At 69.2% G+C, this 23,967-nt stretch carries 17 protein-coding genes and 1 pseudogene; 7 read left to right on the plus strand and 11 right to left on the minus strand.

What is annotated here, in order from left to right:
• Window positions 1-390: 390 nt before the first annotated feature.
• On the minus strand, window positions 391-1,233 hold the full coding sequence (locus tag ACFT7S_RS17435) for a LysR family transcriptional regulator (RefSeq protein ID WP_382732479.1): 843 nt from the start codon (window positions 1,231-1,233) through the stop codon (window positions 391-393).
• Window positions 1,234-1,341: 108 nt separating this feature from the next.
• On the opposite strand from ACFT7S_RS17435, the gene ACFT7S_RS17440 reads away from it, so the two are divergent.
• A complete protein-coding gene (locus tag ACFT7S_RS17440; protein WP_382732480.1) occupies window positions 1,342-2,553 on the plus strand; it encodes an MFS transporter in 1,212 nt (403 codons plus the stop codon).
• Window positions 2,554-2,889: 336 nt separating this feature from the next.
• On the opposite strand, the gene ACFT7S_RS17445 is transcribed toward ACFT7S_RS17440, so the two are convergent.
• The 5 genes from ACFT7S_RS17445 to ACFT7S_RS17465 form a co-directional block, all read right to left on the minus strand.
• On the minus strand, window positions 2,890-3,807 hold the full coding sequence (locus tag ACFT7S_RS17445) for a carbohydrate ABC transporter permease (RefSeq protein ID WP_382732482.1): 918 nt from the start codon (window positions 3,805-3,807) through the stop codon (window positions 2,890-2,892).
• Window positions 3,804-5,198, minus strand: coding sequence for a carbohydrate ABC transporter permease (locus ACFT7S_RS17450; protein WP_382732484.1), 1,395 nt, complete (start codon window positions 5,196-5,198; stop codon window positions 3,804-3,806). The genes ACFT7S_RS17445 and ACFT7S_RS17450 overlap by 4 nt, the downstream gene beginning before the upstream one ends.
• An 8-nt stretch (window positions 5,199-5,206) precedes the next feature.
• Complete coding sequence (locus tag ACFT7S_RS17455; protein ID WP_382732485.1) at window positions 5,207-6,532, minus strand: ABC transporter substrate-binding protein; 1,326 nt, start codon at window positions 6,530-6,532, stop codon at window positions 5,207-5,209.
• A complete protein-coding gene (locus ACFT7S_RS17460) occupies window positions 6,529-8,184 on the minus strand; it encodes a glycoside hydrolase family 13 protein (protein WP_382732487.1) in 1,656 nt (551 codons plus the stop codon). The genes ACFT7S_RS17455 and ACFT7S_RS17460 overlap by 4 nt, the downstream gene beginning before the upstream one ends.
• Window positions 8,185-8,390: 206 nt before the next feature.
• Window positions 8,391-9,665: an ABC transporter substrate-binding protein gene (locus ACFT7S_RS17465; protein WP_382732489.1), complete on the minus strand. Its 1,275-nt coding sequence runs from the start codon at window positions 9,663-9,665 to the stop codon at window positions 8,391-8,393.
• Window positions 9,666-9,842: 177 nt separating this feature from the next.
• On the opposite strand from ACFT7S_RS17465, the gene ACFT7S_RS17470 reads away from it, so the two are divergent.
• From ACFT7S_RS17470 to ACFT7S_RS17495, 6 genes and pseudogenes are all read left to right on the plus strand, one after another.
• On the plus strand, window positions 9,843-10,349 hold the full coding sequence (locus ACFT7S_RS17470) for a PadR family transcriptional regulator (protein ID WP_382732491.1): 507 nt from the start codon (window positions 9,843-9,845) through the stop codon (window positions 10,347-10,349).
• Window positions 10,346-11,095: an ABC transporter ATP-binding protein gene (locus tag ACFT7S_RS17475; RefSeq protein ID WP_382732493.1), complete on the plus strand. Its 750-nt coding sequence runs from the start codon at window positions 10,346-10,348 to the stop codon at window positions 11,093-11,095. The genes ACFT7S_RS17470 and ACFT7S_RS17475 overlap by 4 nt, the downstream gene beginning before the upstream one ends.
• 3 nt (window positions 11,096-11,098) lie before the next feature.
• On the plus strand, window positions 11,099-13,393 hold the full coding sequence (locus ACFT7S_RS17480; protein ID WP_382732495.1) for an FtsX-like permease family protein: 2,295 nt from the start codon (window positions 11,099-11,101) through the stop codon (window positions 13,391-13,393).
• 1,408 nt (window positions 13,394-14,801) lie between these two features.
• Complete coding sequence (locus ACFT7S_RS17485) at window positions 14,802-15,365, plus strand: dihydrofolate reductase family protein (protein ID WP_382732497.1); 564 nt, start codon at window positions 14,802-14,804, stop codon at window positions 15,363-15,365.
• A 40-nt stretch (window positions 15,366-15,405) separates the two neighbouring features.
• Window positions 15,406-15,556, plus strand: a pseudogene (locus ACFT7S_RS17490) (IS5/IS1182 family transposase); the annotation flags it as partial.
• A 397-nt stretch (window positions 15,557-15,953) separates the two neighbouring features.
• The gene (locus ACFT7S_RS17495; RefSeq protein ID WP_382732499.1) at window positions 15,954-19,298 is read left to right on the plus strand and encodes a S8 family serine peptidase; all 3,345 of its coding nucleotides are present in this window, start codon (window positions 15,954-15,956) and stop codon (window positions 19,296-19,298) included.
• Window positions 19,299-19,617: 319 nt separating this feature from the next.
• Here the strand turns inward: ACFT7S_RS17495 and ACFT7S_RS17500 are convergent, their stop codons facing one another.
• The 5 genes from ACFT7S_RS17500 to ACFT7S_RS17520 all read right to left on the minus strand — a co-directional run bounded on the left by ACFT7S_RS17500 (window position 19,618) and on the right by ACFT7S_RS17520 (window position 23,955).
• Complete coding sequence (locus ACFT7S_RS17500) at window positions 19,618-20,286, minus strand: hypothetical protein (RefSeq protein ID WP_382732500.1); 669 nt, start codon at window positions 20,284-20,286, stop codon at window positions 19,618-19,620.
• Entirely contained in the window at window positions 20,283-21,803 is a 1,521-nt protein-coding gene (locus tag ACFT7S_RS17505; RefSeq protein WP_382732502.1) for an ATP-binding protein, read from the minus strand. The genes ACFT7S_RS17500 and ACFT7S_RS17505 overlap by 4 nt, the downstream gene beginning before the upstream one ends.
• A 2-nt stretch (window positions 21,804-21,805) precedes the next feature.
• Complete coding sequence (locus ACFT7S_RS17510; protein WP_382732504.1) at window positions 21,806-22,489, minus strand: response regulator; 684 nt, start codon at window positions 22,487-22,489, stop codon at window positions 21,806-21,808.
• A gap of 661 nt (window positions 22,490-23,150) precedes the next feature.
• Window positions 23,151-23,339: a hypothetical protein gene (locus ACFT7S_RS17515; RefSeq protein WP_382732506.1), complete on the minus strand. Its 189-nt coding sequence runs from the start codon at window positions 23,337-23,339 to the stop codon at window positions 23,151-23,153.
• A 175-nt stretch (window positions 23,340-23,514) separates the two neighbouring features.
• Window positions 23,515-23,955: a hypothetical protein gene (locus ACFT7S_RS17520; RefSeq protein WP_382732507.1), complete on the minus strand. Its 441-nt coding sequence runs from the start codon at window positions 23,953-23,955 to the stop codon at window positions 23,515-23,517.
• Window positions 23,956-23,967 lie beyond the last annotated feature (12 nt).

Raw genomic sequence — 23,967 nt, forward strand, 5'->3', positions numbered from 1 at the left:
GACCAGCGGTGCCCGCCAGCTCCCGCAGAGCGTCCTGGTGGCCCGCGGTGTGCTCGGGGCATGAGCTCGGCGATGGCGGTGCGGATGGCGCCGCGGCTGACGTCGTGTTCGCGGGCGAGGCTGGCGATGACCAGGTGGGCCATGCTGTTCCCCGTTCCTGTGGTCGCATCCGACCCACGAGACGACCGCCCAGGCAGGCGCCCGGGTAGGCGCTGCACGGCCTCCAGTACGCAATCGCACTGTCGGTGATGTCCTCGCGGTGCTCAGGAAGCGGAAACTCAGCGTCCCCGAGTACCGATAGGAGCTGGTACGTCCACGACGCCAGCGTGTGGACGCCTGGCCAACTCCCGTGGGTTGGACGCAAACCGGGGCGCTGGCCAGCCGCGAAACTCAGATCATGCGTCGTAGCGCGGTCTCAACGGCATCGATCAGCGGATCACCTTCGGATCGTGGGTGCCGTGCGAGGCCGAGCTCGACGTCCGGCAGGGTGGGTAGGGCGTCCGCGTCGTGGCAGGCCATGGCCGGTTCAAGGTTCGTGGGCATGAGCGCCGCGACGCCGAGCCCGGCCCGTACCGCGGCGAGCACACTGACCAGGCTGTTGCTTTCGAAGGCCACCCGCCAGGGCCGATCGGCGCGTTCCAGGGTTTCCAGCACAGACGTACGCCAGGAGCACGTGTTCGAGAACAGCACCACCGGCAGGGGATCGGCAGTCACGTCCACGCCCTGGCCGAGTGCCCAGACCAGCGGGCGGCGTACGGTCCAGCGCGGCGGTCCGGGAATGGCCGGCACCTCGTTGAGCACGAGTTGGACGCGGCCCGTGTCGTAGGCCTCCCGCATCGCGGTGTTGGACATGCTGAGCACCTCCAGGGTTGCGCCGGGGTGCAGCCGGGCGAGGTCGGCGAGGGCCTGCGGAAGCTGGGACGCGGCGAGGTCTTCGAGCAGCCCGACGCCGCAGCGGCCGGTGAGCGTGCGCCTGGTCTCGGTGAGTGCCTGTGCGGAGAGCGAGAGAATGCGTTCGGCGTACGGCAGGAGCTCCTCGCCCGCCCGGGTCAGCGAGACACCGGAAGGTGATCGGTGAAGCAGTGGACGGCCGATGGCCCTCTCGAGCTTGCGCACCTGCTGGCTGAGCGCGGGCTGGGTATGTCCGAGCGTGGTCGCGGCGCGGCTGATGCTGCCCGCCTGCACGATGGTGACGAAGGACCGCAGCAATGCGGTTTCAAGATCCCTGGGCATAACGATTCATTATGTCAGTCGCAGCAAATGAACCACTACCTATGACCTGACGGAGGATCTAGCGTCACGTGAGTGACCGGATACCGACAGATACTCGCCGTGCCAGGGATGGCATCGCTGTTGGGCGTTTCCCTTCTCGCCCGTACCGCGATCACGGCTGACGTGATGGCACTGACGATGTATGTCGTGCTGGGCCTGAATATGAGCTACGTGGCAGCCGGCGGTGTCGCGGCGACTCTGACCACCGGGCTGGCGCTGGGCGGTCCGCTGCTTGGCCGCATGATCGACCGGCGGGGCCTGCGTACCGTGCTGCTGGTAACTGTCGTAGTGCAGGTCGTGTTCTGGCTGAGCGTGCCGATCCTGCCGTACGGGATCCTGCTGGGCGCCGCCTTTGCGGCGGGTCTGCTGATGGTGCCGGCACAGCCGGTGACCAGGCAGGCGATCGCCGCGATGACGACGGCGGAACAGCGCCGGGCCGCGTTCGCGCTGGAGTCGGTGCAGGGCGAGCTGTCGTACATGGTGGGCCCGGCGGTCGTGATCCTGTGCGCCGCGAAGGTGTCCCCCGGGGTGGTGGCGTGGGGGCTCGGCGCCGCGATCGTGGCCGGCGGAACCGGGATCGCCTTGCTCAACCCGCCGCTGCGTGCCGAGGACGAGGCGGATGCCGGCGCGGCCGGACGGCACCCGCGACGGGAGTGGCTGAGCGTCGGCATGATTGCCGTACTGACGATGGCGTTCGGTACTACGACGCTGCTCAGCGGCGTCGACCTCGCCATCGTTGCCACGCTCGAAGAAGCAGGTCAGGTGTCCTGGGCCGCCCTGGTCGTGGCCGTGCTCGGCGTGACCTCTGTCGCCGGCGGGCTGATCTACGGCGCGCTGTCCCGGCCGCTGCCCACGTGGTTGCTGCTCGGTTTGCTCGGGCTCGTGACGATTCCCGCAGGGCTTGCCCACGACTGGCCCTGGTTGTGCGTGGCCGTTGTCGGCACCGGGTTTCTCGCCGCGCCGACCCTTTCCGCGGTGGCCGACGCGGTGAGCCGACTGGCGCCAGCCAGCGTGCGGGGTGAGGCGACAGGTCTGCAATCCTCGGCGCAGAGTGCGGGTTTCGCGCTTGGATCCCCGATCGTCGGGGTGGCAATCGACGTCTCCGTGCCGGCGGCCGGGCTGGCCGGCCTCGCCGCCGCGCTGACTGGATGCCTGCTGTCCCGCCGCTGTCCGTCGCCTCGGCCGCCACTTCAGCTCGTCGCGAGTCGGCGAGAAGAACAGATGCAACTCATGTTCAGTGATCAGCCGCTTGAACCGGGGGGTACCGAGCCAAGCGGGTGATGGTCTCGGCCCTTCACGGCCTCGAAATCAACTCGTTGCCTTTTGGCGTATATCTGAGCCACACTCCGCCTCGCTCACGCAGCTCGTCGGGATAATTCCGGGGTGCAGGCATCAGACCTGTGCTTCCCATCTGCCGAGTCAGTCATGCCCGGCTTCAGGGCCGCTACGGAATCCGGTTCAGCTCAGGGCCGCACTTCTCGGAGTGGCCCAGCGCCGCCCAGGGGGGCCGCCCGGCGATATCAGGGGCCTGGCGGCCCATTGGCGTCGTGGTGCCGGCTGATTCGAGCCCGGCAGTCCGACTGATCTTGTGCGGTCACAACCTACTCACCCCACACGTCACTTGACCGAACCTGCCATCACGCCTTGCACGAAGTGCCGCTGGAAGGCGAAGAAGACCACTACGGGCACGATCAGCGAGAGGAAGGCACCGGGCGCCAGGACATCCATGTTGCTGCCGAACTGGCGGATCTGTGACTGCAGTTCCACCGTGAGCGGCTGCGCGGAGCTGTCTGCGAAGAGCAGAGCCACAAGCATGTCGTTCCATACCCACAGGAACTGGAAGATCGCGAGGCTGGCGATGGCCGGTCGGCCCACCGGCAGGACGAGACGGGTGAAGATCCGCCACTCACTGCCGCCGTCCATCCGGGCCGCTTCCAGCATTTCGCGCGGCATCTCGCCGAAATAATTGGCCAGCAGAAAGATTGCGAACGGCAGCCCGTACGCCACGTGGAAGATCACTACGCCCGGGATCGTGCCGAAGAGACCCAGCTGGCCGAAGAGTTTGGCCACCGGCAGCAGGCCGATCTGTACGGGCACCACCAGCAGTGCCACCACGAGCAGGAAGATCCAATCCCGGCCGGGGAACTCCAGCCAGGCGAAGGCGTACCCGGCTAGCGCGGCGATCACCACGACGAGGGTAGTGGTGGGCACCGAGATCAGCACGGTGTTCCAGAATGCCCGGGTGATGCCCTCGTTGCCGAGGAGAGTGGAGTAGTTGTCGAAGGACAGCTGTGCCGGGCTGGTCAGGACCGTCCACCAGCCGCTCGCCGAGTTGTCCTTCGTCGTGCGCAGCGAGGAGAAGAAGAGTCCGGCGAGCGGGGTGACCCAGATGAGGCTGACGATGACGAGGAACGCCCGTACCACGACGTTGCCGGACCAGCGCCTCAGCCGTCCGGCGAAGCGGCTGTGCTTCGGTGCCGGTGGAGTCGGGGCGTGTCCGCTCTCCTTCGCGGGAGCGGTGGCGGTGGCGCTCATGACTGACTCCTGCGGAAGCGGCGGACGTTGAAGACCATGGCGGGGATGACCAGAAGGAGAAGCAGTACGCCGAGCGCGCTGCCGAGGCCCTGGTTGTTGCCGCCGCCGAAGGAGACCAGCCACATCTGGGTGGCGAGTACGGTGGCGTCCTCCTGCACCGGTCCGGGCGCGATGATGTAGACGAGGTCGAAGACCTTCATCACATTGATCACCAGGGTCACGAACACCACGGTCAGCACGGGCGCGAGCAGCGGCACGGTGATCTTGCGGAAAACCTGCCACTCGGTGGCGCCATCCATCCGGGCCGCTTCCAGGGTGTCGCGCGGCAGCGCGGAGAGCCCGGCTCCGATGAGCACCATGGCGAAGCCGGTCCAGATCCACAGGTAGGCGCCGATGATGGCCGGGGTGACGAGGGCCGGCCCGAGCCACGAGACGCCCTCGTAGGGTTCGGTGAAATTCTCCACCGGCAGCCGCAGGATGTACGAGCCCGGTGCCAGGTCCTGGAGGCGGAAGGAGCCGTCGGCCGCGGTGGTGGCGGTGGCCACCGCCCTGCCGTCCAGGAGGGCCTCGACCCGCATCTGCGGCAGCCCGCTCTCGGCCCTGTCGACGGCGCCCTGCTTACCACCGCCGCCCGGCACGAAGTCCAGATAGACGACTCCGCGCAGTTCGTCGCGCTCAGCCTGCTGAGTGGCCCCTGGGAGTGCTTCCTTCGCCCCGGCGGGGATCTCCTCGGGCAGTACGCCGACGAACCCGAGGTTGACCGTACTGCCCGGGGACGCCGCTCCGTCCGCGCTGTAGGAGCCGTCGGCGGACCGGGTCAGACCCTGCCCTTCGCGGGCCCGTGCGGTCGGGTAGGAGGAGGTGTCCTGGAAGGAGTCGTGCACACCGACCACGGCCGCGTTGACGACGCCCTTGTCGGGGTCCTCCTCGTACGCCAGCCGGAAGATGATGCCGGCGGCCAGGAAGGACACGGCCATGGGCATGAACAGCAGCAGCTTGAACGCGGTGGCCCAGCGGACCTTCTCCACGAGGACCGCGAGGATCAGTCCGAGCGCGGTGAGCAGTGTCGGAGCGACCACGACCCAGATGGTGCTGTTACGGATGGCCTTGAGCGTGGCCGGGTCGCGGAACATCTCGGAGTAGTTCTCGGCGCCGACGAACCGGGTGCCGGAGGCGTCGAAGAAGCTCCGCCCGACCGAGAAGAGGACCGGGTAGACGACGAGGGCGCCGAGCAGGAGGAGAGCGGGCAGCACGAAGGCGATGGCGACGAGCCGCAGACGCCGCCGGGCGCGGCGCCTGCCGTCGATCTGTTTGCCGTCGATCTGTTTACGGGGCCGAGAGCCCCCGACTGTGCCGGGCACGGCTGTGGTGCCAAATGTGTCCGTGGTCATGAGGTTCCTCAGCGTCCGAACGACTTGGCTGCCGCGTCTTCCAGCCGGCCCGCGGTGGCGCGCGGGTCGGAAGGGTCGCGCAGGAAGTCCTGGAGGATCTTCCACTCGCCGGCGCCCTTGGTGCCGCCGAAGGAGGCCGGGGCCTGGTCGGACATGTCGAACCGGACCGAGTCGCCCGCGTCGGTCAGCGACTTGGCGATCTCCCGGCTCGTGTCGTCGCCGTAGGCGGCGGGTGCGACCTTCTTGTTCGGCGACAGGAAGCCTCCGGCTCCGGCCCAGATGGCGGCCGACTCGGGGCCCGCCAGGTATTCGAGGAACTGCATCCCGGCCTTCCGGTTCTTGCCGTCCTTCAGGACGACCGCCGCGTCGCCGCCACTGACCACCGGTGCGATGCCGCCCTCGACCGCGGGGAAGGGGAAGAAGGAGACGCCCTCTCCGGGCTTCTTGCCGAACTGGTCCTTGGCTATGCCGGCGACGAAGTCGCCCTCGTACACCATCCCGGCCTCGGGCTCGGGGCCGAAGACCTTCTCGACCGAGCCGGGGAAGTCGGTGCTCAGTGCGCCCTTCGAGCCGCCGTTGATCAGTTGGTCGTCGGAGAAGAGCGTGCCGAGTGTGGTCAGCGCCTTCACCACGGTGGGATCGGTCCACGCGATCGTGTGGGCGGCGAGCTGGTCGTACTTCTCGGGGCCGGCCTGGGAGAGGTAGATGTTCTCGAACCAGTCGGTGAGCGTCCAGCCGTCCTCGCCGGCGACTGCGAAGGCGGACAGCCCCGAATCCGCGACGGCCTGCCCGGACTTCAGCATCTGCGCGTACGTCGTCGGCGGCTGGACGCCGGCCCGCTCGAGTGCGTCGGGGCTGTACCAGACGGTGGACTTGTGGGCTGCCTTGAAGTAAAGCCCGTAGAAGTCCTCGCCGACGCTGCCGTACTTCTTCCACACACTCGCGTAGTTGGCGTCGACGGACTTCTCGGTCTTGGCGGAGAGCGGCTCCAGCCAGCCGCTCTTCGCGAACTGCTGCAACACGCCGACCTGCGGCACCATCACCACGTCCGGGGCGTTGCCGCCCTCGATCTTGCTGCCGACGACGGTGGAGACGTTGTCCCCCGTGGATACGAAGTGTGTCTCGGCACCGGTCTTCTCGGTGAAGGCGTCGAGCACCTTCTGGAAGTTCTTCTGCTCGGTGCCCGACCAGACGCCGGCCACGGTGATCGTCTGGCCACTGAGCGCCTTGCTGCCGCCGTCCGCAGTGGTGACAGGGTCTCCTCCGCATGCGGTCGCACCGAGGGTGAGGACGAGAGCCGTGCAGCATGCGAGCGTGGTACGTCGTTGCGTCATCGTGGGAATCCAATCGGGTCGATGGTGTTGTCGTCGGGGTTGTCGCTGATCCACCAGGCTGCGGTGGAGCCGGGCAGTAGGCCGGCCGGGCAGGGGCCGCTGGCCAGCAGGGGGGCTCCCGGAACCGGGGCGGGCACCGGAGCGGTGGTGAAGTTGACCGCGCAGACCAGGCCGTCGCCACGGACGAAGGACAGCACGCCCGGGCCGCTCTCCAGCCAGCGCAGCGTGCCCTCTCCGAGCTGCGGCAGGCTGTGGCGCAGCTGGAGCCCGTCGCGGTAGAGGTGCCAGAAGGAACTGGTGTCGGCCAGTGCCCGGTCGGTGGCGTGCTCGGCGAACCAGTCGGGCTGCGGCAGCCACGGCTTGACGTCCACGGCGTCGGCGCTGAAGCCGAACGGGGAGGCGTGGCCCGACCAGGGGAGCGGCACCCGGCAGCCGTCGCGTATCCCCGTCCTGCTGCCGGTACGGCGGAAGATCGGGTCGGTGAGCACCTCGTCGGGCAGGTCGAGTACTTCGGCCAGGCCCAGCTCCTCGCCCTGGTAGAGGTACGCGGCGCCGGGCAGCGCGAGCATCAGCAGTGCGGCGGCGCGGGCTCGGGCGGTGCCGAGGCCACTGCCCTCGGTGCCGTGGTCTCCGTACCGGGTGACGGTACGGACCTGGTCGTGGTTGTTGAGTACCCAGGTGACGGTCGAGCCGGTACCGGCGATGTCCTCCATGGCCTCAGAAATGATCTTGCGGAAGTAGTCGGCGTCCCACGGTGCGCCGAGCAGGTCGAAGAAGAAGGCCTGGTGCAGTTCGTCGGGGCGTACGTACAGGGCGTGTTCGCGGGTTGTCGGTACGGACACTTCACCGACCAGCAGCCGCTCGCGGCCGTCGCGCGCGGTGTACTCCTCGCACACCGACCGCCAGTGGCGCCACACCCCGTGCACCTCGGGCTGGTTCCAGGCCAGCGGGTTGACCGAGTCCCGGGTGCGCGCGTCGGCCCCGGGGTCCGGCGAGTCGGGCAGTTCGGGGTGTTTGAAGAGTCCGGCGGCCACATCGATGCGGAAGCCGTCGACGCCGCGGTCGAGCCAGAAGCGCAGTACGTGGTCGAAGTGGGCCCCGACCTCAGGATTGCGCCAGTTCAGGTCCGGCTGCTCCGGCGTGAACATGTGTAGGTACCACTGGCCAGGGCTGCCGTCCGGCTCGGTGACCCGGGTCCAGGCCGGGCCGCCGAACATCGCGTGCCAGTTGTTGGGCGGCTGCTCCGCGTCCGGGCCTCTTCCCTCGGCGAAATGGAAGCGGGCGCGGGCCGCGCTGCCGCGGCCCGCGGCGAGTGCCTCGCGGAACCAGGGGTGTTCCCTGGAGCAGTGGTTGGGGACGATGTCGAGCAGCACCTTGATGCCGAGCCGCCGTGCGCCGGCGACCAGCCGGTCGAACTCACCGAGGTCGCCGAAGACCGGGTCCACGTCGCAGTAGTCGGACACGTCATAACCGTGGTCGTGCTGGGGCGACGGGTAGAACGGGCTCAGCCAGACGCCGTCGACGCCGAGTTTCTTCAGGTACGGCAGTCCCGCACGGACGCCGGCCAGATCGCCTATGCCATCACCCGTGGTGTCAAGAAAGCTACGGACGTATACCTGGTACACGATCGCGTCGCGCCACCATTCAGCCATCACCCATCGACCTGTCTTCTGCGGGGGTGTGCGCGACCAGTAGCGTCGCGCCTAATGGATGCATGTTAGGTAGGCCCGGCGAGAGAGTGTCAACCAGTTGAACAGAAACCCCCCTGTTTCATAGGGGTAACGTCCGCATTTCTCCGAAAAGAGACATGCCTACAGGCCCACACTCATAGCTAACACGTAAGTAGAGCTGAGGAGGCTCAGCCTCTGCGACGGGCGATGGCGGCCAGTTCCCGGGCCATCCTGCGCACAGTCGCCGATGGCGACTGATGCTGCGTCATGGCGTCATGCAGGACCGCCTGCACCACCAGGCTCACCTGGTCGTAGTGCGGGCTCTTGGGGCGCGGTGCGGCCGCCAGCACGCTCGTGCGCAGGGCTGGCAGATACGGGTACTGCCGCACGAGCTCCGCATCGCGGTACAGGGCTGTCAGCACAGGCGGCTGGGCACCCTCGGTCAGCACCTTGCGCTGCACCGGCTCGCTGGTCAGATACGCGATCAGGTCGGCCGCCGACTGCGGATGGCGGGAGTCCGCGTCGACCGCCAGATTCGAGCCCCCGAGCACACTCGTCCCTGGCCCGTCGGCACCCGGCAGCGGGACGATCCCGAATTTTCCCGCGACCTCGGAGTTCTTGCCGGAGACGCCCGCATAGGCGTACGGCCAGTTGCGCAGGAAGAGCAGCCGGCCGTCCTGGAACGCCTCCCGGGACTCCTCCTCCTTGTACGTCAGTGCTTCCCGCGGGATCCACCCGTCGCGCGCCCCCCGTATCAGGAAGCCGAGGCCCGCCCGTGCCGCGGACGAGTCGACGGTGACGCGCTCCCCCTCGTCCCCGAGGATGCTGCCGCCCGCCGAGTACACCGCCTCGGACGCGTTGACGGTCAGCCCTTCGTACGGCAGGAACTGGCCGGCGTATCCACCGATCCCGTACTCCGGAGCGATGGTGCGCGCCTGCCGTTCCAGCTCGGGCCAGGTGCGCGGGGGCTGTTCGCCCTCCCGCGCCAGGATGTCCTTGCGGTAGAAGAGCATCCCGGCGTTCGTGACGTACGGAACGGCATACAGCTTGTTGTCGTACGTCGCTGTGCCCACCACCGGCGGTAGGAAGCCCTCCAGCGGGAAGCCGTCCCGGTCGAGCGGGGAGATCCACCCGGCGGCGGCGAACTCCGAGGTCCAGGGGACGTCGATGTTGAGTACGTCGAACCGGCCCCGGTCCGATCGCAATTCGGTGAGCATCTGCGCGTGGGTCTCGTCGGCGGAGTCCGGCAGCTCGACGAGCGAGACCTTCTCGTCGGGGTGCGTGCCGTTCCAGCCCTCCAGCAGCGGGCCGAGATAGTGCGTGAGGTCCCCGGCCGTGGCCAGGGTGATCGGACCGCGCCCGTCGTCACCCGCCACGTCCCCGGGAGCGGCGGAGGCGATGCATCCCGACATGACGACCGCTGTGACCAGAAGGCCCCTACCGGCGGCCCGTACCCACCGCATAGGTTCCTCCCTGTACACCGGCGCCCAGCCCCTCGGCGTGAACGGGCCATGGGTGCCCGTCAGGCATGGGCGATACTAGGGGACGCAAAAGAACGAAGAGGTGATCCGGACCACATTGCGAGCGGCCGGAATCACACTGTGACAAGCACGCATACAACGCAGCGGAGGAGTGCACGAGTGCGGTTGCCCCTCCTGGCTCTTCTGGCCCGCGGACCCGCCCATGGTTACGAACTCAAACAGGACCTTGAGCAACTGCTGGGTGCCGAGTACCCTCAGCCGAACGTCGGGCAGATCTATGTGACTCTGGGACGGCTGGCGAAGTCGGGACTGATCGAGGGCGAGGAGATCGCCCAGTCGAGTCGGCCCAACAAGAAGGTCTACCGACTCACGGATGCCGGACGCGAAGCACTGCAGGTCTGGTTCGAGGACACCTCGGACGAGCCCCGGGTGCGGGACGACTTCTTCATGAAGCTCGCCCTCGCTCCCCGGACCGGTCTCGCCGACCAGATCTCCCTGATCAACACGCAACGCCGTCAGTATCTGAAAACCATGCGCAACCTGTCGAAACTGGCTGCGGCCGACAACCGGGACAACCCGATCGCCCACCTGCTGGTCGAGGGCGCCATTCTGCATCTGCAGGCCGACCTCGACTGGCTGGAACGGTGCCAGGAGGAGCTGGAATGAACGACACCTCCGCTCCCGCACTTCGCGCCGAGGGCCTCGTCAAGTCCCACCACGGCGAGGGCGCCCCGGTCCGCGCTGTCCGCGGTGTGGACTTCTCCGTACGGCAGGGAGAGTTCGTCGCGGTCACCGGACCCTCCGGTGCCGGGAAATCCACGCTGCTGCATCTGCTCGGCGGGCTCCAGCGTCCGGACAGCGGAAGCGTCTGGCTGGACGGCGAGTGCACCGACTCCTACAGCGAGTCCCGCTGGGCAGTGGAGCGCCGCTCCCGGATCGGCATCGTCTTCCAGTTCTTCAACCTCGTGTCGAACCTGACGGTCGCCGACAACGTCGAGCTGCCCGCACTGCTCGCGGGGACGTCTCCCAAGCGGGCGCGCGCCGAGCGCGAGGCGCTGCTGGCCGAGCTGGGGCTCGAAAGCAAGGCACGCAGCATGCCGGGCGAGCTGTCCGGCGGTGAGCAACAGCGCGTCGCCCTGGCACGGGCACTGGTCAACCAGCCCCGGCTGCTGCTCGCCGATGAACCCGCGGGCAGCCTCGACAGTAAGGGCACCCGCGAAGTGATGCGACTGCTGACCCGCTTCCACCTGCGCGGCCAGACGATCGTCCTCGTCACCCATGACGCGCGGCTCGCCAGCGCGGCCGACCGGGTTATCAGCTTTTACGACGGGCGGATAGCCGACGACGCGCGGCTCGACAGCACCGGTTCACCGGGCAGGGGCATATCCTCCGTGCTCGAATTGAAGGACTGATACGTGCGAGCCACCCTGCGCTGGGCGCACGCCGATCTGCGCACCCATCGCGGCGAAGCGCTCTTCATCGTCGTCGCCACCACCGGGATCGTCGTCTCCCTGCTGCTCGCCTCCGCGCTCTTCGGCTACGCCACCAACCCCTGGCAGCGCGTCTTCACTCAGGCTCACGGTGCACACCTGTGGATCCACACGGATACCACCGCCGACGCGACCCCGCTGGCCGAGCTGGACGGCGTCGAAAGCGTGTCGGGCCCGTACCGCACCGCGTCCGCCACGGTGGAGTCCCACGGCGCCCGGGCCACCATCGAACTCCGCCATGCGGGAACCGCCCCTCCCGGCACCGGTCGCCCGCTCCTCGACTCCGGACGGTGGCTCGACGCCAGCGAACCGGACGGAGTTGTACTCGAAACGGGTCTCGCGCGAGCCCTGTGGGTCGAAACCGGCGACACCCTGACGCTGCCCGGGGCCTCGCACCCTCTGACGGTCCTCGGCACGGCGAACCACGCCGAGCTCGGATACAGCCCCGGTGAACGGCCGGGCATCGCCTGGGCGCTGCCGCAGGCAATGGAACGAGCCGGTGCTTCCACCGGACAGGTCGTGGGACTGCGGCTGGCCGACCCCGGCGACACTGACTACGCCGTGCAGCGCGCCGTCACCGAGCTCGGCGCCGGCGCGGTCACCCAGGTCTCCAGCTGGCAGCAGGCACGGGCCGAGGCACAGGACGACACGCGGCTGCTCGGCCAGGTGCTCGGCCTCTTCGGACTCGGCGCGCTGCTCGCCGCGGCGTTGGCGGTGTTCGGCGCGATCAGCACCCGGATCCGTGGTCATCTTCGGGACATCTCCGTACTGAAGGCCATCGGCTTCACACCGGGGCAGGTGGTCCGTGTCTTCCTCATCCAGCATCTGGCATTCGCCCTGCTGGGAGCCGTGATGGCGACGGTACTCATCGAGACGCTCGGCAGCGGCATCCCGGGCAGGCTCGGCGACGCGGTTGGGGTGTGGCAAGGACTGCCCGGCCATGCCGCGGCACTGCTGGCGGTTCCGGTCGGCGCCGTGCTGTTCATCGGCGCCACCACGTGTCTCGCCGCCTGGCGGGCCGGCCGAGTGCCGCCCGTACCGATTCTGCGGCCGGCTGGTCCGGCGGGGAACGGGCTCTCCGGTCCGGCGCGCCGGGCGCTGGCGTTGCGGCTTCCGCCGGGCCTCGTCCTCGGCTGGCACCGGGCGTTCGCCCCCAGCCCGCACTCGGCGGCCACGATCGCACGGCTGGCCCTGCCCCTGCTGCTGATCACCGTCGCGCTCAGCGCGTGGACGACCATCGACCGCTTCGAGACCAGACCCGAGCAGGTCGGTCTCGCCGCCGCGCTCACGGCTCGCGCGGACAAAGGGCTCGACGACCGTGAGGCGCGGGCCCTGCTCGAGGCGGACGACCGGGTCGAGGCTGCGCACCCGGGCGTGGAGGTGGCGGCGCTCGCTCCTGGCCAGACAGGCACGATCGCGCTGCGCGGTCTCGGCACCCGCGAGGACCCGTATCCGTTCACGCTCGCCGCCGGCCGTCCCGCGTCCGGGCCCGACGAGGCCGTGGCCGGTCAGGGCCTGCTGCACCTCTTGGACGTACAGGTCGGTGACTGGATACGGATGACGGTCGGCGGACGACCGCAGATCCTGCACATCGTCGGCCGCAGTATCGAACCGGAGAACGGAGGCCGGGTCATCTCCGCCTCGCTCGATACCCTGCGGGAGAACGACCCGGGACTCCGGCCGACGCTGTACAAGCTGCTGTTGCGCCCGGACGCGGACCCGCGGGCCGTCGGCGCGGCTCTGACCAGGGCGTCGGACGGTCGGCTGGACATCCGAGAGGTGACCAATCCCGCCGGCGGGCTCGGTTCGATGCGCGGCGTTGTAGTCGGGCTGATCGCTGTTCTGGCCCTGATCGGGCTGACCGAACTGTCGACGGTGATCGGCGGCAGCGTACGGGAGGGCGAGCGGGATCTCCTGGCGCTGAAGGCCGTCGGGCTGTCACCACACCAGATCACAGGGGTCACCGTAACGGCCGTCGCCTGCACCACCCTCGTCGCCGCCGGCGGCGCTGCCGCACTGGGAGTGCCGCTCGCCCGCCTGTTGATCGACGCCCAGGGCCGATCGAGCGGCATCGGCGCGGGGCTCGCCCATACTCCGTCGCCGTGGCTGCTGCTTCTTCTGATCGCCGCGGCGGTTCTGGGCGCGGCAGCGCTCGCCGCCCTGCCTGCCGCACGCGCCACCTACCGCCGCCTTGCGGACACCCTCAGCGCTGTCGCCTGAACGGCAGGCCGTCCGGCCACCCGTTCCGCACCATGTGCCTGGGGCGGGGTGTTCCAGCACGTCTGTGCACTTCGTGCAGATACCGGCAAAGGGCGATCCCGGAGAGGGCGAATGACCGGCAAGCCCCAGGCGCTCCCGGTCGACGACCGGACCATGACGCTGATGCAACTCGTAACGATCTGCCGGTACGGACGCTGGACCGAATACGCTCGGATGCGGATGCCTCTTCCCGCCCGTCGATCCACAGAACAGTCGTCTGCACCACGGACTCCTCCCTTCACCTCGACCGCCGCCAGCCCCACGGCGGACAGCGCGGCCGGCAGCGCGTCGAGCGGTGCCCGTGCCCAGGAGTGGCCAACTCCCCGGGCAGCGCTGCGTGGCGAACAGTTCGCGCGTTCTCGGGCCGGAGCGATGGGCGTTGCGGGAGAGATGGGCATCGAGCAGTGCCGGCTTCGCACTCACCGGTCCAGCTTTATGTGGTGCTCGGAATGACAGCCCGGAAGGAGCGCGTCGACGTCGTCCGCACATCCCCGTTCCACGGAGCCGCCTCGATCTTCACCCAGATCACCGGGAAGCCGACTGCCTCCAGCTCGGCACCGTGCCGGCCCGCGGCACCATGCTGATCGGTGAGGGAACCGCGGCCCTACTCGGCCACCATCGGCTGATCGAGGACCGCTCCCCGATCCAGGACGATGCGGGTGAGTCTCGGCCCCGCTGAAACGCCCAGCAGCTCAACCGCTCGCCCGCCGCCCTCGGCCTGCGGGCGAGCGGGGTCTTTGTGCCTGCCGCGCGACCGCCTCCACGAGCAGTGATCCCCGCCGGTACACCTGGTCGCCCCGACCTACCGATGCTTCGGTGCCGGCACCCGCAGCGCGTTCGGTCACCAACTCCGAGAGCGCCAACACCGCCGCTTCCACGACGTCTGGCCGAACTTGCCAACCGGGCACGGATTCGGCAACGACTCGCGACACGTTGCGCGCTGGGAGAGTCGGCAGGCACGAGACAAGGAGCGGAAATCAGACCCCGTGGATCGTTGTCCTGGGGCCGCCGCGTGCGATCTCCGGCACATGCCGTTCGGGGAACACCGTCCACTCGGGTTCCGACTGGGGCCAATCCGGTGGACGCCACGATGGTCTTGGCTCCGTGCTGGCGGTAGCGCAGGCCGAAGTAGCCGGGACCGCGGTGCTCGATGACCTCGGAACGCGGATCATGCTCCGTGCATGCGAAGAGCGCGGTGGGGGTCAGCAGCAGGCAGTTCAGGCTGACGAAGCCGGTGGCCAGGGAGCGCAGGTGATCGGCGGTCCGGATGAGGGCCGGTGGGGAGATCTGAGGGCATCCCGCGAGCCGTGACGAGTCCTGCGGCGGTCGGCGGTCGTAGTGTCGAACCTGTTCCCGAGGAGGACTTCTGATGCGCAGCGTGACCTACTCGATGGGTGTTTCCCTAGACGGCTACATCGTCGGGCCGGACGGCGACTTCGACTGGACGGCGCCCGATGAGGAGGACTTTCGCTTCGTCACCGACGAGATCCGAGAGATCGGCGTCCACCTGTTGGGCCGACGGCTGTACGAGACGATGTTGTACTGGGAGACCGTCGACCAGGATCCATCGCTCGACGACTCAATGCTCGAGTGGGCCGCGATCTGGAAGCCGCTCCCAAAGGTGGTGTTCTCCACCACGCTGTCGGCGGTGCAGGGCAATGCCCGCCTGGCCTCCGGCGGCCTGGCGGAGGAGATCGAGCGGTTGCGAGCCGAGCCGGGGGAGGGCGACATCGCGATCGGCGGCGCGACTCTCGCCGCCGAGGCGGCCGCGTTGGGTCTGATCGACGAGTACCGGGCCAGGGTCTACCCGGTGCTGGTTGGCGGTGGCATTCCGTTCTTTCCCCAGCGCGAGCGCCGGGTGGATCTCGAACTCGTCGAGACCCGCACCTTCAGCTCAAGAGTCGTCTACCTCCGCTACCGCGTGGCGCGCTAAAGCGTGTTGCGCAAGGCGCTGGTCTGGGCATTTCCTATGTATGCGTGGGGTGTTGAGGGCTGAGGCGTTGTGGGTTGAGACGTTCACGGGTCTGCGGATGGGCCAGTTCGAGCGGCTGTTGCAGGTGGGTGGTGCGTGAGCGAGGTGGTGACGGTCCGCGGATCGGGCGGCCGTGGTGCCTGCCGTTGGCGGCGTCAGCACGCCACCACACAGCCTTCTGCAACACGCTTTACGACCTCGCGCACGATAAGCATTCGGGCCTGCCGGCGGTGCCTGCTGTCAAGGGACGAGGCTGTGATCAGGAGGGACGCAACGGCGGAAAGGCGTCAACGCTTGTCGTGCACGAGGTCGTCAGGGCCATTCGCCCGCCAACCTGTGCGCCCATGTATCCGCATGTGCGGGGAATCCGGGGCCGTACGCCCTCCCGAGTAAGCCCGATCATTCCGAACGGCTGTTACACAACGATCATTGAGTGCGTCCGAGCGACCCCGGCATACTTCAGGACCCCGGGGTCGTACACGTATCCGAATACGCCCCCGTGCGGGCCGGGCCCTCGCCCGCCCGATTCACTCCTGAGCAGGGGCAATCTTGCGTAAACGATCAAAGAAGGCGTATGCCGTCGTCGCTGCGGCCGCCGTCGCTCTGACGGCGGGCACGACCGGCCCGGCATCTGCGAAGACCAGCAGCCTGGACACGGCATCTCCGGTCACCGCCAAGGGCTTAGGGACAGCCGGCAGGACCGTGAACACCGTCACCTTGATCACCGGCGACCGGGTCCTCGTGGACTCCCGTGGCCGGGTCGGCGGTATTCAGCGGGCGAAGGGCCGGGAGGACATACCTTTCTTCACTCAGACCCACAACGGCCGTACCTATGTGGTGCCGCGTGACGCCCGGCGGCTGATCGCCGAAGGCACGCTGGACCAGCGGCTGTTCGACATCACCGGACTCGCCAAACCGGAGAGCCGCAAGGCCCACCGGGCCGGGCTCAAGGTGATCGTCGGCTACCGGGGATCGGCGGCAAAGCCCGCCCGCGCCGAGGTGCGGTCCTCCGACGGCACCACCGTCCGCCGGACTCTGTCGGCCCTCGACGCCGATGCCGTCACCAGCGCCAGCACCACCGACAGCACGGGCTCCCTGTGGGACGCCCTGACCCGTCAGCAGGGCGACGGTTCGGCGGCCACGACCTCCGGCATCGCGCGGATCTGGCTGGACGGCGTACGGAAGGCGTCGCTCGACCGCAGCACTGGCCAGATCGGCGCCCCGGCGGCCTGGGCCCGCTCGTACGACGGCGCCGGTGTGAGGATCGCCGTCGTGGACTCCGGGATCGACGCCACCCACCCGGACCTGACGGGCCGGGTGGTGGCGGAGCGGAACTTCAGCGGCTCCCCGGACGCCCGGGACCGTGTCGGACACGGCACGCATGTGGCCTCTGTCGCGGCCGGTACGGGGGCGAAGGACGCCCGGTTCAAAGGCGTGGCGCCCGGGGCCCAGTTGATCAACGCCAAGGTGCTGGACGACCGGGGCGTCGGTGACGACTCAGGCATCCTCGCGGGGGTCGACTGGGCCGTCGCCCAGGGTGCCGACATCATCAACATGAGCCTGGGCAGCCCCGACACCCTTGGGATCGACCCCCTGGAAGCCCAGATCAACAAGGTCTCTGCGGAGAAGGGCATCCTGTTCGCGGTAGCCGCAGGCAACAGCGGGCCGGGGCGGGGCACGGTCGCATCGCCGGGCAGCGCCGACGCGGCCCTGACGGTCGGCGCCGTCGACGACGACGACCTGATCGCCGACTTCTCCAGCGTCGGGCCCCGCACCGGGGACGGCGCCGTCAAGCCCGACATCACTGCGCCGGGCGTGGAGATCACGGCGGCCGCGGCGGCCGGCACCTCGGGACAGAATCCTCCCGGATACGTCAGCCAGAGCGGCACGTCGATGGCGACCCCGCACGTCGCGGGCGCCGCGGCAATCCTCAAGCAGAAGAACCCCACCTGGACGGGCGCACAGATCAAGGCTGTCCTGACGGGCTCAGCCAAGGGCGGCTCCCACTCGGTCTTCCAACAGGGCTCGGGCCGGCTCACCGTCGACAAGGCGATCGACCAGACGCTCGTCTCCGAACCGGGCTCGGTCAGCCTGGGCACCCAGCAGTGGCCCCACACCGACGACACACCCGTCACCAAGCAGGTGAGGTACCGAAACAACGGCACCGCCGACGTGACGCTGGACCTGTCGCTGGCGGCGCCCACCGGCGGAGACGGACAGCCCGCCCCGGCCGGGTTCTTCACCCTCGGGGTGCAGCGGATCACGGTCCCGGCGGGCGGCGACGCCGCCGTGGATCTGACGGCCGACACCCGGCTCGGCGGTACGGTCGACGGCTCGTACTCAGCCACGGTCGTCGCGTCCGGAGGTGGCCAGACCGTGCGCACCGCGGCAGCGGTGGAGCGTGAGAGCGAGTCGTACGACGTCACCTTCAAGACCATCGGACGGGACGGTGCAGCCAGCACTACCTGGCAGGCCGACCTGAAGGGCTACCGCGAGTCCGCCGCAGGCCAGCGGTTCTTCCCGGACCTGTCGTCGGGCTCCGCCACGGTCCGGCTGCCGCGCGGTACCTACAGTCTCGCTGCCGACATGCTGGTGGACCCTGCGGCCCCGCACAAGGGCGCCGATCTGATCAACAATCCGCAGCTCTCGGTGACCGGTCCCACCACTGTCACCCTCGACGCCCGGACCACCCGGCCCGTGACCTTCAAGGTGCCGGACGCAGCCGCACGCCCCACACGCGCCGGAATGATGTACACACTGAGCACACCCGAGACCTTCATCATCGAGGGGGGCGAGTTCAGCAGCTTCGACAACCTGCGCACCGCGTACCAGGGTCCCAAGATGGACGACGGTTCCCTTGCCCAGCAGTGGTCCGCGCACTGGGAGCGGGGCACCACCGAATACAACGTCCTCACCGGCGGCCCGGTCCAGGAGCTGGCCACCGGCTACAGCAAGACCTACACGCCCAAGGACATGGCCCTGGTGAAGGCAAGGATCGGGTCGTCCGTACCCGGCCTCGAGGGTGCCCTCGCGGCGCACGGCGTACTGGACTACGGAGGCGGCGTCGAGGCCCCCTACTCCGTGCAGTCGGCACCGGGAACGCGCAATGTGTATCTGTCCACGGCCGACGGGGCCGCCTGGAACATCGTCGCGGGTGTACTGGGCGAGACGGACCCGGCGGGCTACCGGAGCTTCGACTCGGCATACGAGCTCGACGGGCCGCAGCGGTTTACGGCGGGGGCGACGTACACCGAGAACTTCAATGTCGGTGTATTGGGGCCGCGGATGAACGCAAACGACGGAATCGTGCGCGACGGCGACGACATCTATGGCGCGTTGCCGCTGGTCAGTGACGGGTCGGGTCATTCCGGGTTCGCCCAGTACTCAGGTGCGAGCACCACCATCCACCGCAACGGCGAGCTGTACACGCAGAAGGACGCTGCCATCGACCAGGAGCCCTTTACGCTGCCGTCGGAATCCGCCGCGTACACGGTGGCAACCACGATTCACCGGAACCCGACGTTCAACCGCACCGGGACCCGGATCGACGCCTCGTGGACCTTCAGCTCGGCCCGCACCGCGAGCCCGACCATGCTCCCGGTCTCCACGGTCCGTTTCCTGCCGCAGCTCGCGTTGGACTCCACTGTTCCGGCAGGCGGCAAGCAGACCGTCCCCGTCGAGGTGCAGGGCGCGGCGGCCGGCGCCAACCTGAAGACCCTGCAGGTCCTGGTGTCGTACGACGACACGAAGTGGCTGCCCGTTCCAGTCAGGGCGGACAAGATCACGGTTCGCGCCCCGGAGAAGGGCAAGGCGATTTCGCTGAAGGCCGTCGTCACCGACAAGGATGACAACCAGTCGACGGTCACGATCCACGACGCCTTCTTCGGCAGGTGAGGCAACACGGGGCCGGAACCCACGGGGGCGCGCGATCGGGTGAGACTCCGACGGGCGGGACGCGGCCCCGGGTGAGTTGAGGAGGCGGCCCGCCGGAACGGAGGTTTCGGCGGGCCGCCTTCCCGTGCGGGTCCGCCGGGAAGTTTCGATTCTGCCGGGGTCCGACTGTCCCGCCGGGTATCCACGGCGGGGCCGCCCCGGATCCGTCAGACGGCTGGGCGCCACCCGGGTTGGCGGAGTCGACGGCAACCGGGCCTCGCAGCTCGGGGATTGGCCTCTTCGACCGGTGCTCAGCCGTTTGCATGCCCTCTGCCACGGCTCAGCGTGCCGGCACCGGGACCGGTCGAACGGGGCAGTCGGCCGGGGCGAGGCGTCCTTCCTGCCCGACCAGGCTTACGGACACGGCCCCCTGCGCATGCGCCGCGTACGCCGCCGTGCAGACGATCTGGTCGCGGGCGGGTGCGGTCAGCCGTGTCACCCGCAGGCGCAGCTCGACCTCGACGGTGAGGCCACCTGTCACGACCCGGTCCGCGGCGGATGCCGCACGGGGCAGCGAGGGAGCATTGCGGAACCCGGCCCGCCGTTCGGCCTTGTCCGGCCCGGCGAGCAGGGCGGTGACGGCCGCGAGTGGCGAGAGGGACTCGCTCATCTCCTCACTCACCGGCTGCGAACCGCCGAGGCCGTCCCGTCTGTGTGACTCGTCCGGGCGGGCCGACGAGTCATCCGGCCCGACGGAGCCCGCAACGCCGTTCCGCCACGGTGATTCGACGGTCCGTGGCACGGGCAGCAGTTCATTGTCGGGGGAGAAGAAGAACAACAGCACACGTCCCTCACGCGGGGGAAGCAGATCGGCGACAGCCGGGCTGCCGGCCTCGATCACGGCCGTCTCCTGGATACCGCAGCCTACGAGCGGGAGCGGGCCTCCGGCGAGCACCAGCAGCGCGGCGAGCCGGACCGCTCGACGCGCACGGAACGCCGACTTCCTCACGCGGTGACCTCCGTTCGGTCCCGGCTGTCCGCCGGCCCCATGCCACCGTGCGCGGGGGACGGACCATCCGGTGCGCTGCTCCCGGACGCGGGCCCGTCGAAGGGCAGCTCCACAGTGAACAGCGCGCCGCCGCCGGGCGCGTTCTCCGCGCGGATCGAGCCGCCGTGCAGCTGTACGTTCTCCGCGGTGATCGCAAGCCCGAGGCCGCTGCCCGATGAGCGGGAACGTGCGGCGTCCGCCTTGTAGAAACGGTCGAAGATGTGCGGCAGCGCGTCCGGGGCGATCCCGGGGCCGCCGTCGTGCACCTCGGTGATCAGCGCACCCCTGCGTGCCGACAGCCGCACAGTGACCGGTTCGGTACCGTGGCGAAGGGCGTTGCCGACCAGGTTGGCCACGATGACGTCGAAGCGGCGCGGGTCGAGGCGGATACGGATGCCGTCGGGCAGCTCCGCGCGGACCCGGCCGAGCCACTGCCTGCCGGACAGGGTGCTGCGCACGGCCTCCGCCGCATCTACCTCGTCGGCGTTGAGCTCCGCCGCGCGGGCGTCGAAGCGGGAGATCTCCATCAGATCCTCCACCAGTACGGCCAGTTTGCCTGTCTCGGCGCTGATCAGGCGCACCGCCCGAGCGGTGTCCGGGGCGAGCGTCTCGGCGTCCTCGTCCACCACGTCCGTGACGGCGAGCATACCGGCGAGTGGGGTGCGCAACTCGTGCGAGACGTCCGAGGCGAAGCGCCGGGCCCGCGCCCCGGCGTCCCGCAACTCCTGCACGGAGCGTTCAAGGCGGGCTGCCGATTCGTTGAACGTCCTGGCCAGGTCGGCCATTTCGTCCCGGCCATGTACGGGGATACGTGTGTCAAGCTGCCCGCCACCCATGGAGGCTGCGGCACGCCGCAGTTCACGTACGGGGCGTAGCACGCTGCGCGCCGCGAGTAATGCGGGCACCAGGGCCACGGCCAGCCCTGGCAGCGCGCCGTCGCGGGCAGCGGTCACCAGTGCGTCGATGTCCACCTCCTCGCTCGTCATGGGCATCACGGCGAAGAGAACCAGGCCACTCGGCACCGCGTCGCCGCCGGCGACGACTCGCGTCATCACCGGCATCCCGATCGTCAGATACGCGCTCCCGTCCTTGACGACCCGCTCGAAGCTGCCGTGCGGCGAAGTGTGCGCGGTGCGGCGCAGCTCCGCGGTAAGAACACCGGAGACGGGCCGGTCACCTGAGGAGGCGCGCAACGAGCCGTACTCGGCGAAGACGATCCACGGATGGGGTTTGGCGCGCGCCGCGATGTCGTAGAGGTACGACCGCAGGGAATCCGGGTCCAGGGGCAGGCTGGGGACGAACTGCTCGACCTCCTCGCGGAAGGAGGCGACGGCCGTGTCCTGCGCACGCACGAGGACCGCGCTGCGCGCCTCCCGATAGGTCAACGCGGCGGTCGTGACGGCGCTGACCGCAGCCACCAGCAGGAACGCGATCACCAGCCGGGTGCGCAGCCCGAACGCGGCGGTCGCTCCAGGCATCCTCACAGCGGACCGAAGCGGTAGCCGAAGCCCCGCAGGGTCTGAATGTATCGAGGACCGCGGCACGGATCTTCGATCTTGGCGCGGAGCCGGCGCACACAGGCGTCCACCAGACGGACGTCACTGTGGTAACTGTGCTCCCAGACCTCTTCCAGGAGCCGCTGCCGGCTGAAGACCTGTTCCGGCACCGCAGACAGGTGCAGCAACAGCTTCAGTTCGGAGGGCGCGAGGGCGACCCGGTCGCCCGACTTGAGGACGGTGTGACCGGCGCGGTCGATCTCGAGTTCACCGTGGTGCTCAATGGCGGGCCTCGCGTCGGTCGGTCCTTCGATGCTGCGCAGCACGGCACGTATGCGGGCCTCGATAACCTCGGTACGGGCGGGCTTGACGATGTAGTCGTCCGCACCCGCGTCCAGGCCGACGACGATGTCCAAGTCGTCGCCGCGCGCGGTCAGCATGATGATCGGCAACTGGCTGGTCTCGCGTACCCGGCAACAGACCTGGACGCCGCTCATGGCGGGCAGCATCAGGTCGAGCAGCAGGAGATCGGGGCGAAAGGCACGCAGTGCCTCCAGACCGGCCTCGCCGGTCGCGGTGGCGAGGACCTCGTGCCCGCGCCGGCGCAGCCCGATCTCGACGCCCTCGCGAACGGAGGGGTCATCTTCGACGAGGAGGACGCGTGGCATGGCGGTGTCTCCGGGGTCGTGGGGAATGGGGAGTCGTAAAGGGTTCGGCGACTGGGCGGCGGGGACAGAACCGAAGATCGGATGACCGTGTCCGTGATTTGCCTGCGCGTTACCGGTCAGCCGGCGGCTGCGTCAGCAGTTCCAGTGCGGACCTGTCCGGCGCAGGCAGTCGGAGGCCCGGCGCAGCAGCGCGTCCAGCTCGGTCAGCCGCGGCAAGCCGCGCCAGCCGCGCGAATGCGGCGGCGACGGCCACCCGGCGGCGGTTTCGGCGAACGGCCCTCCCGGCTCCGCCCCCGACCGCCACAACCCGCGCACCCCCCGCCCCGCGGCGTCCCACCCGGTGCGTGGGACCGGCGGGACCCTCCGGCCAGGGACATGAGGTGGCGACGGGTCATGGTCGTACTCCAAGAGGTGAGGCAGCAGTGACTCCTCATACTCCCAGGCGTGCGCGACGTGGTGACGGGAGGTCATATGTGCTGGTATGTGACCCGGGTTCGTCACGTCTTGAGGCCGAGCCGAGCTGGAAGTACAGCACCGACTCCTCGATGAGGAAGAGCGAGCCGGGCCACGTCACCGTCGCCGGAGTGCCGGTCGCCGGACCGTGCTCGGCATCGGAGTCGAGCCCGTTAGGGGGCAGGCACAGGCCGCTCGACATGCCGGGTCACTCGGAGGCATCGGCCTGCTCCGAGGCATCGGCCTCCGCCATCATGATCCGGCGACCGGCAGCCGCCCGCCCCGCCCCGGCAACGGAGTACCACGGAGCGGCCTGGGCCACCCGGTCGTCAGGCCGACCGCCCCCGCGCACGGTGGCCGGCACGGCAGTCGGCCATCTCCGTTTCATCGAATTCATGGGGCGCAGTGTCGCCGCGCTGCGCGGCCCGCGACCGGCCCCCAGTTCCGGTCGCGGCCCGCACCCCAAGGAGCCGAGGCCGGTCACGGGCCGTGGCAGCCGCCGTCCGGTGCTTCTTCGTCAGAGCCCTCAGCACCGAAGAGCCGTCTGCCGTCGCCCGGCGCCGGGCAACGGCTCAAGGGCGCACCCGGTGGATCACGTGCCAAGAGCTCGCGCAGCGATATTCCTCGCCTTGCTCGGTGAGGCACTCTCGGGCGTCGATGTAGTACAGGTCCGGAGCGAAGTTCCAAGTGAAGCTGTTCGTCGCCTGGTTGCCCGTGGCGTTGAGGTTCTCGTACCGGCTGCTCCAGCCGTCGTTGTAATACGCCATGACTTCGAGTCGAGCACCGTGGCCGTCCGCCGCGGTGTCCTTGATGTTGGCAGCCAGGTAGTAGCGGCCGTCGGAGCCGAGGGTGAGAGAACCCCAGGCGTGCGCACCGACCACACCGGAACCACTGCCCTCGAGGTTCCAGGAACCGAGAGCCGCGTGAGCCTGGCCAGGCATCACGAAGACCGCGACCAACGCCCCCAGGCCGGCGATCGCAGCCTGAGCGTGGCGCCGAATGCGTGTGTTCATCTTGAGAACCCT

Origin of the sequence: Streptomyces sp. NPDC057136 (genome assembly GCF_042670885.1) — a bacterium.
Lineage (GTDB): Bacteria > Actinomycetota > Actinomycetes > Streptomycetales > Streptomycetaceae > Streptomyces.

Coding starts and splice junctions, on each gene's coding strand:
- ACFT7S_RS17435 (WP_382732479.1), bottom strand. CDS start 1,233: ATGCCCAGGGATCTTGAAACCGCATTGCTGCGGTCCTTCGTCACCATC.
- ACFT7S_RS17440 (WP_382732480.1), top strand. CDS start 1,342: ATGGCATCGCTGTTGGGCGTTTCCCTTCTCGCCCGTACCGCGATCACG.
- ACFT7S_RS17445 (WP_382732482.1), bottom strand. CDS start 3,807: ATGAGCGCCACCGCCACCGCTCCCGCGAAGGAGAGCGGACACGCCCCG.
- ACFT7S_RS17450 (WP_382732484.1), bottom strand. CDS start 5,198: ATGACCACGGACACATTTGGCACCACAGCCGTGCCCGGCACAGTCGGG.
- ACFT7S_RS17455 (WP_382732485.1), bottom strand. CDS start 6,532: ATGACGCAACGACGTACCACGCTCGCATGCTGCACGGCTCTCGTCCTC.
- ACFT7S_RS17460 (WP_382732487.1), bottom strand. CDS start 8,184: ATGGCTGAATGGTGGCGCGACGCGATCGTGTACCAGGTATACGTCCGT.
- ACFT7S_RS17465 (WP_382732489.1), bottom strand. CDS start 9,665: ATGCGGTGGGTACGGGCCGCCGGTAGGGGCCTTCTGGTCACAGCGGTC.
- ACFT7S_RS17475 (WP_382732493.1), top strand. CDS start 10,346: ATGAACGACACCTCCGCTCCCGCACTTCGCGCCGAGGGCCTCGTCAAG.
- ACFT7S_RS17485 (WP_382732497.1), top strand. CDS start 14,802: ATGCGCAGCGTGACCTACTCGATGGGTGTTTCCCTAGACGGCTACATC.
- ACFT7S_RS17505 (WP_382732502.1), bottom strand. CDS start 21,803: ATGCCTGGAGCGACCGCCGCGTTCGGGCTGCGCACCCGGCTGGTGATC.
- ACFT7S_RS17510 (WP_382732504.1), bottom strand. CDS start 22,489: ATGCCACGCGTCCTCCTCGTCGAAGATGACCCCTCCGTTCGCGAGGGC.
- ACFT7S_RS17515 (WP_382732506.1), bottom strand. CDS start 23,339: ATGAATTCGATGAAACGGAGATGGCCGACTGCCGTGCCGGCCACCGTG.
- ACFT7S_RS17520 (WP_382732507.1), bottom strand. CDS start 23,955: ATGAACACACGCATTCGGCGCCACGCTCAGGCTGCGATCGCCGGCCTG.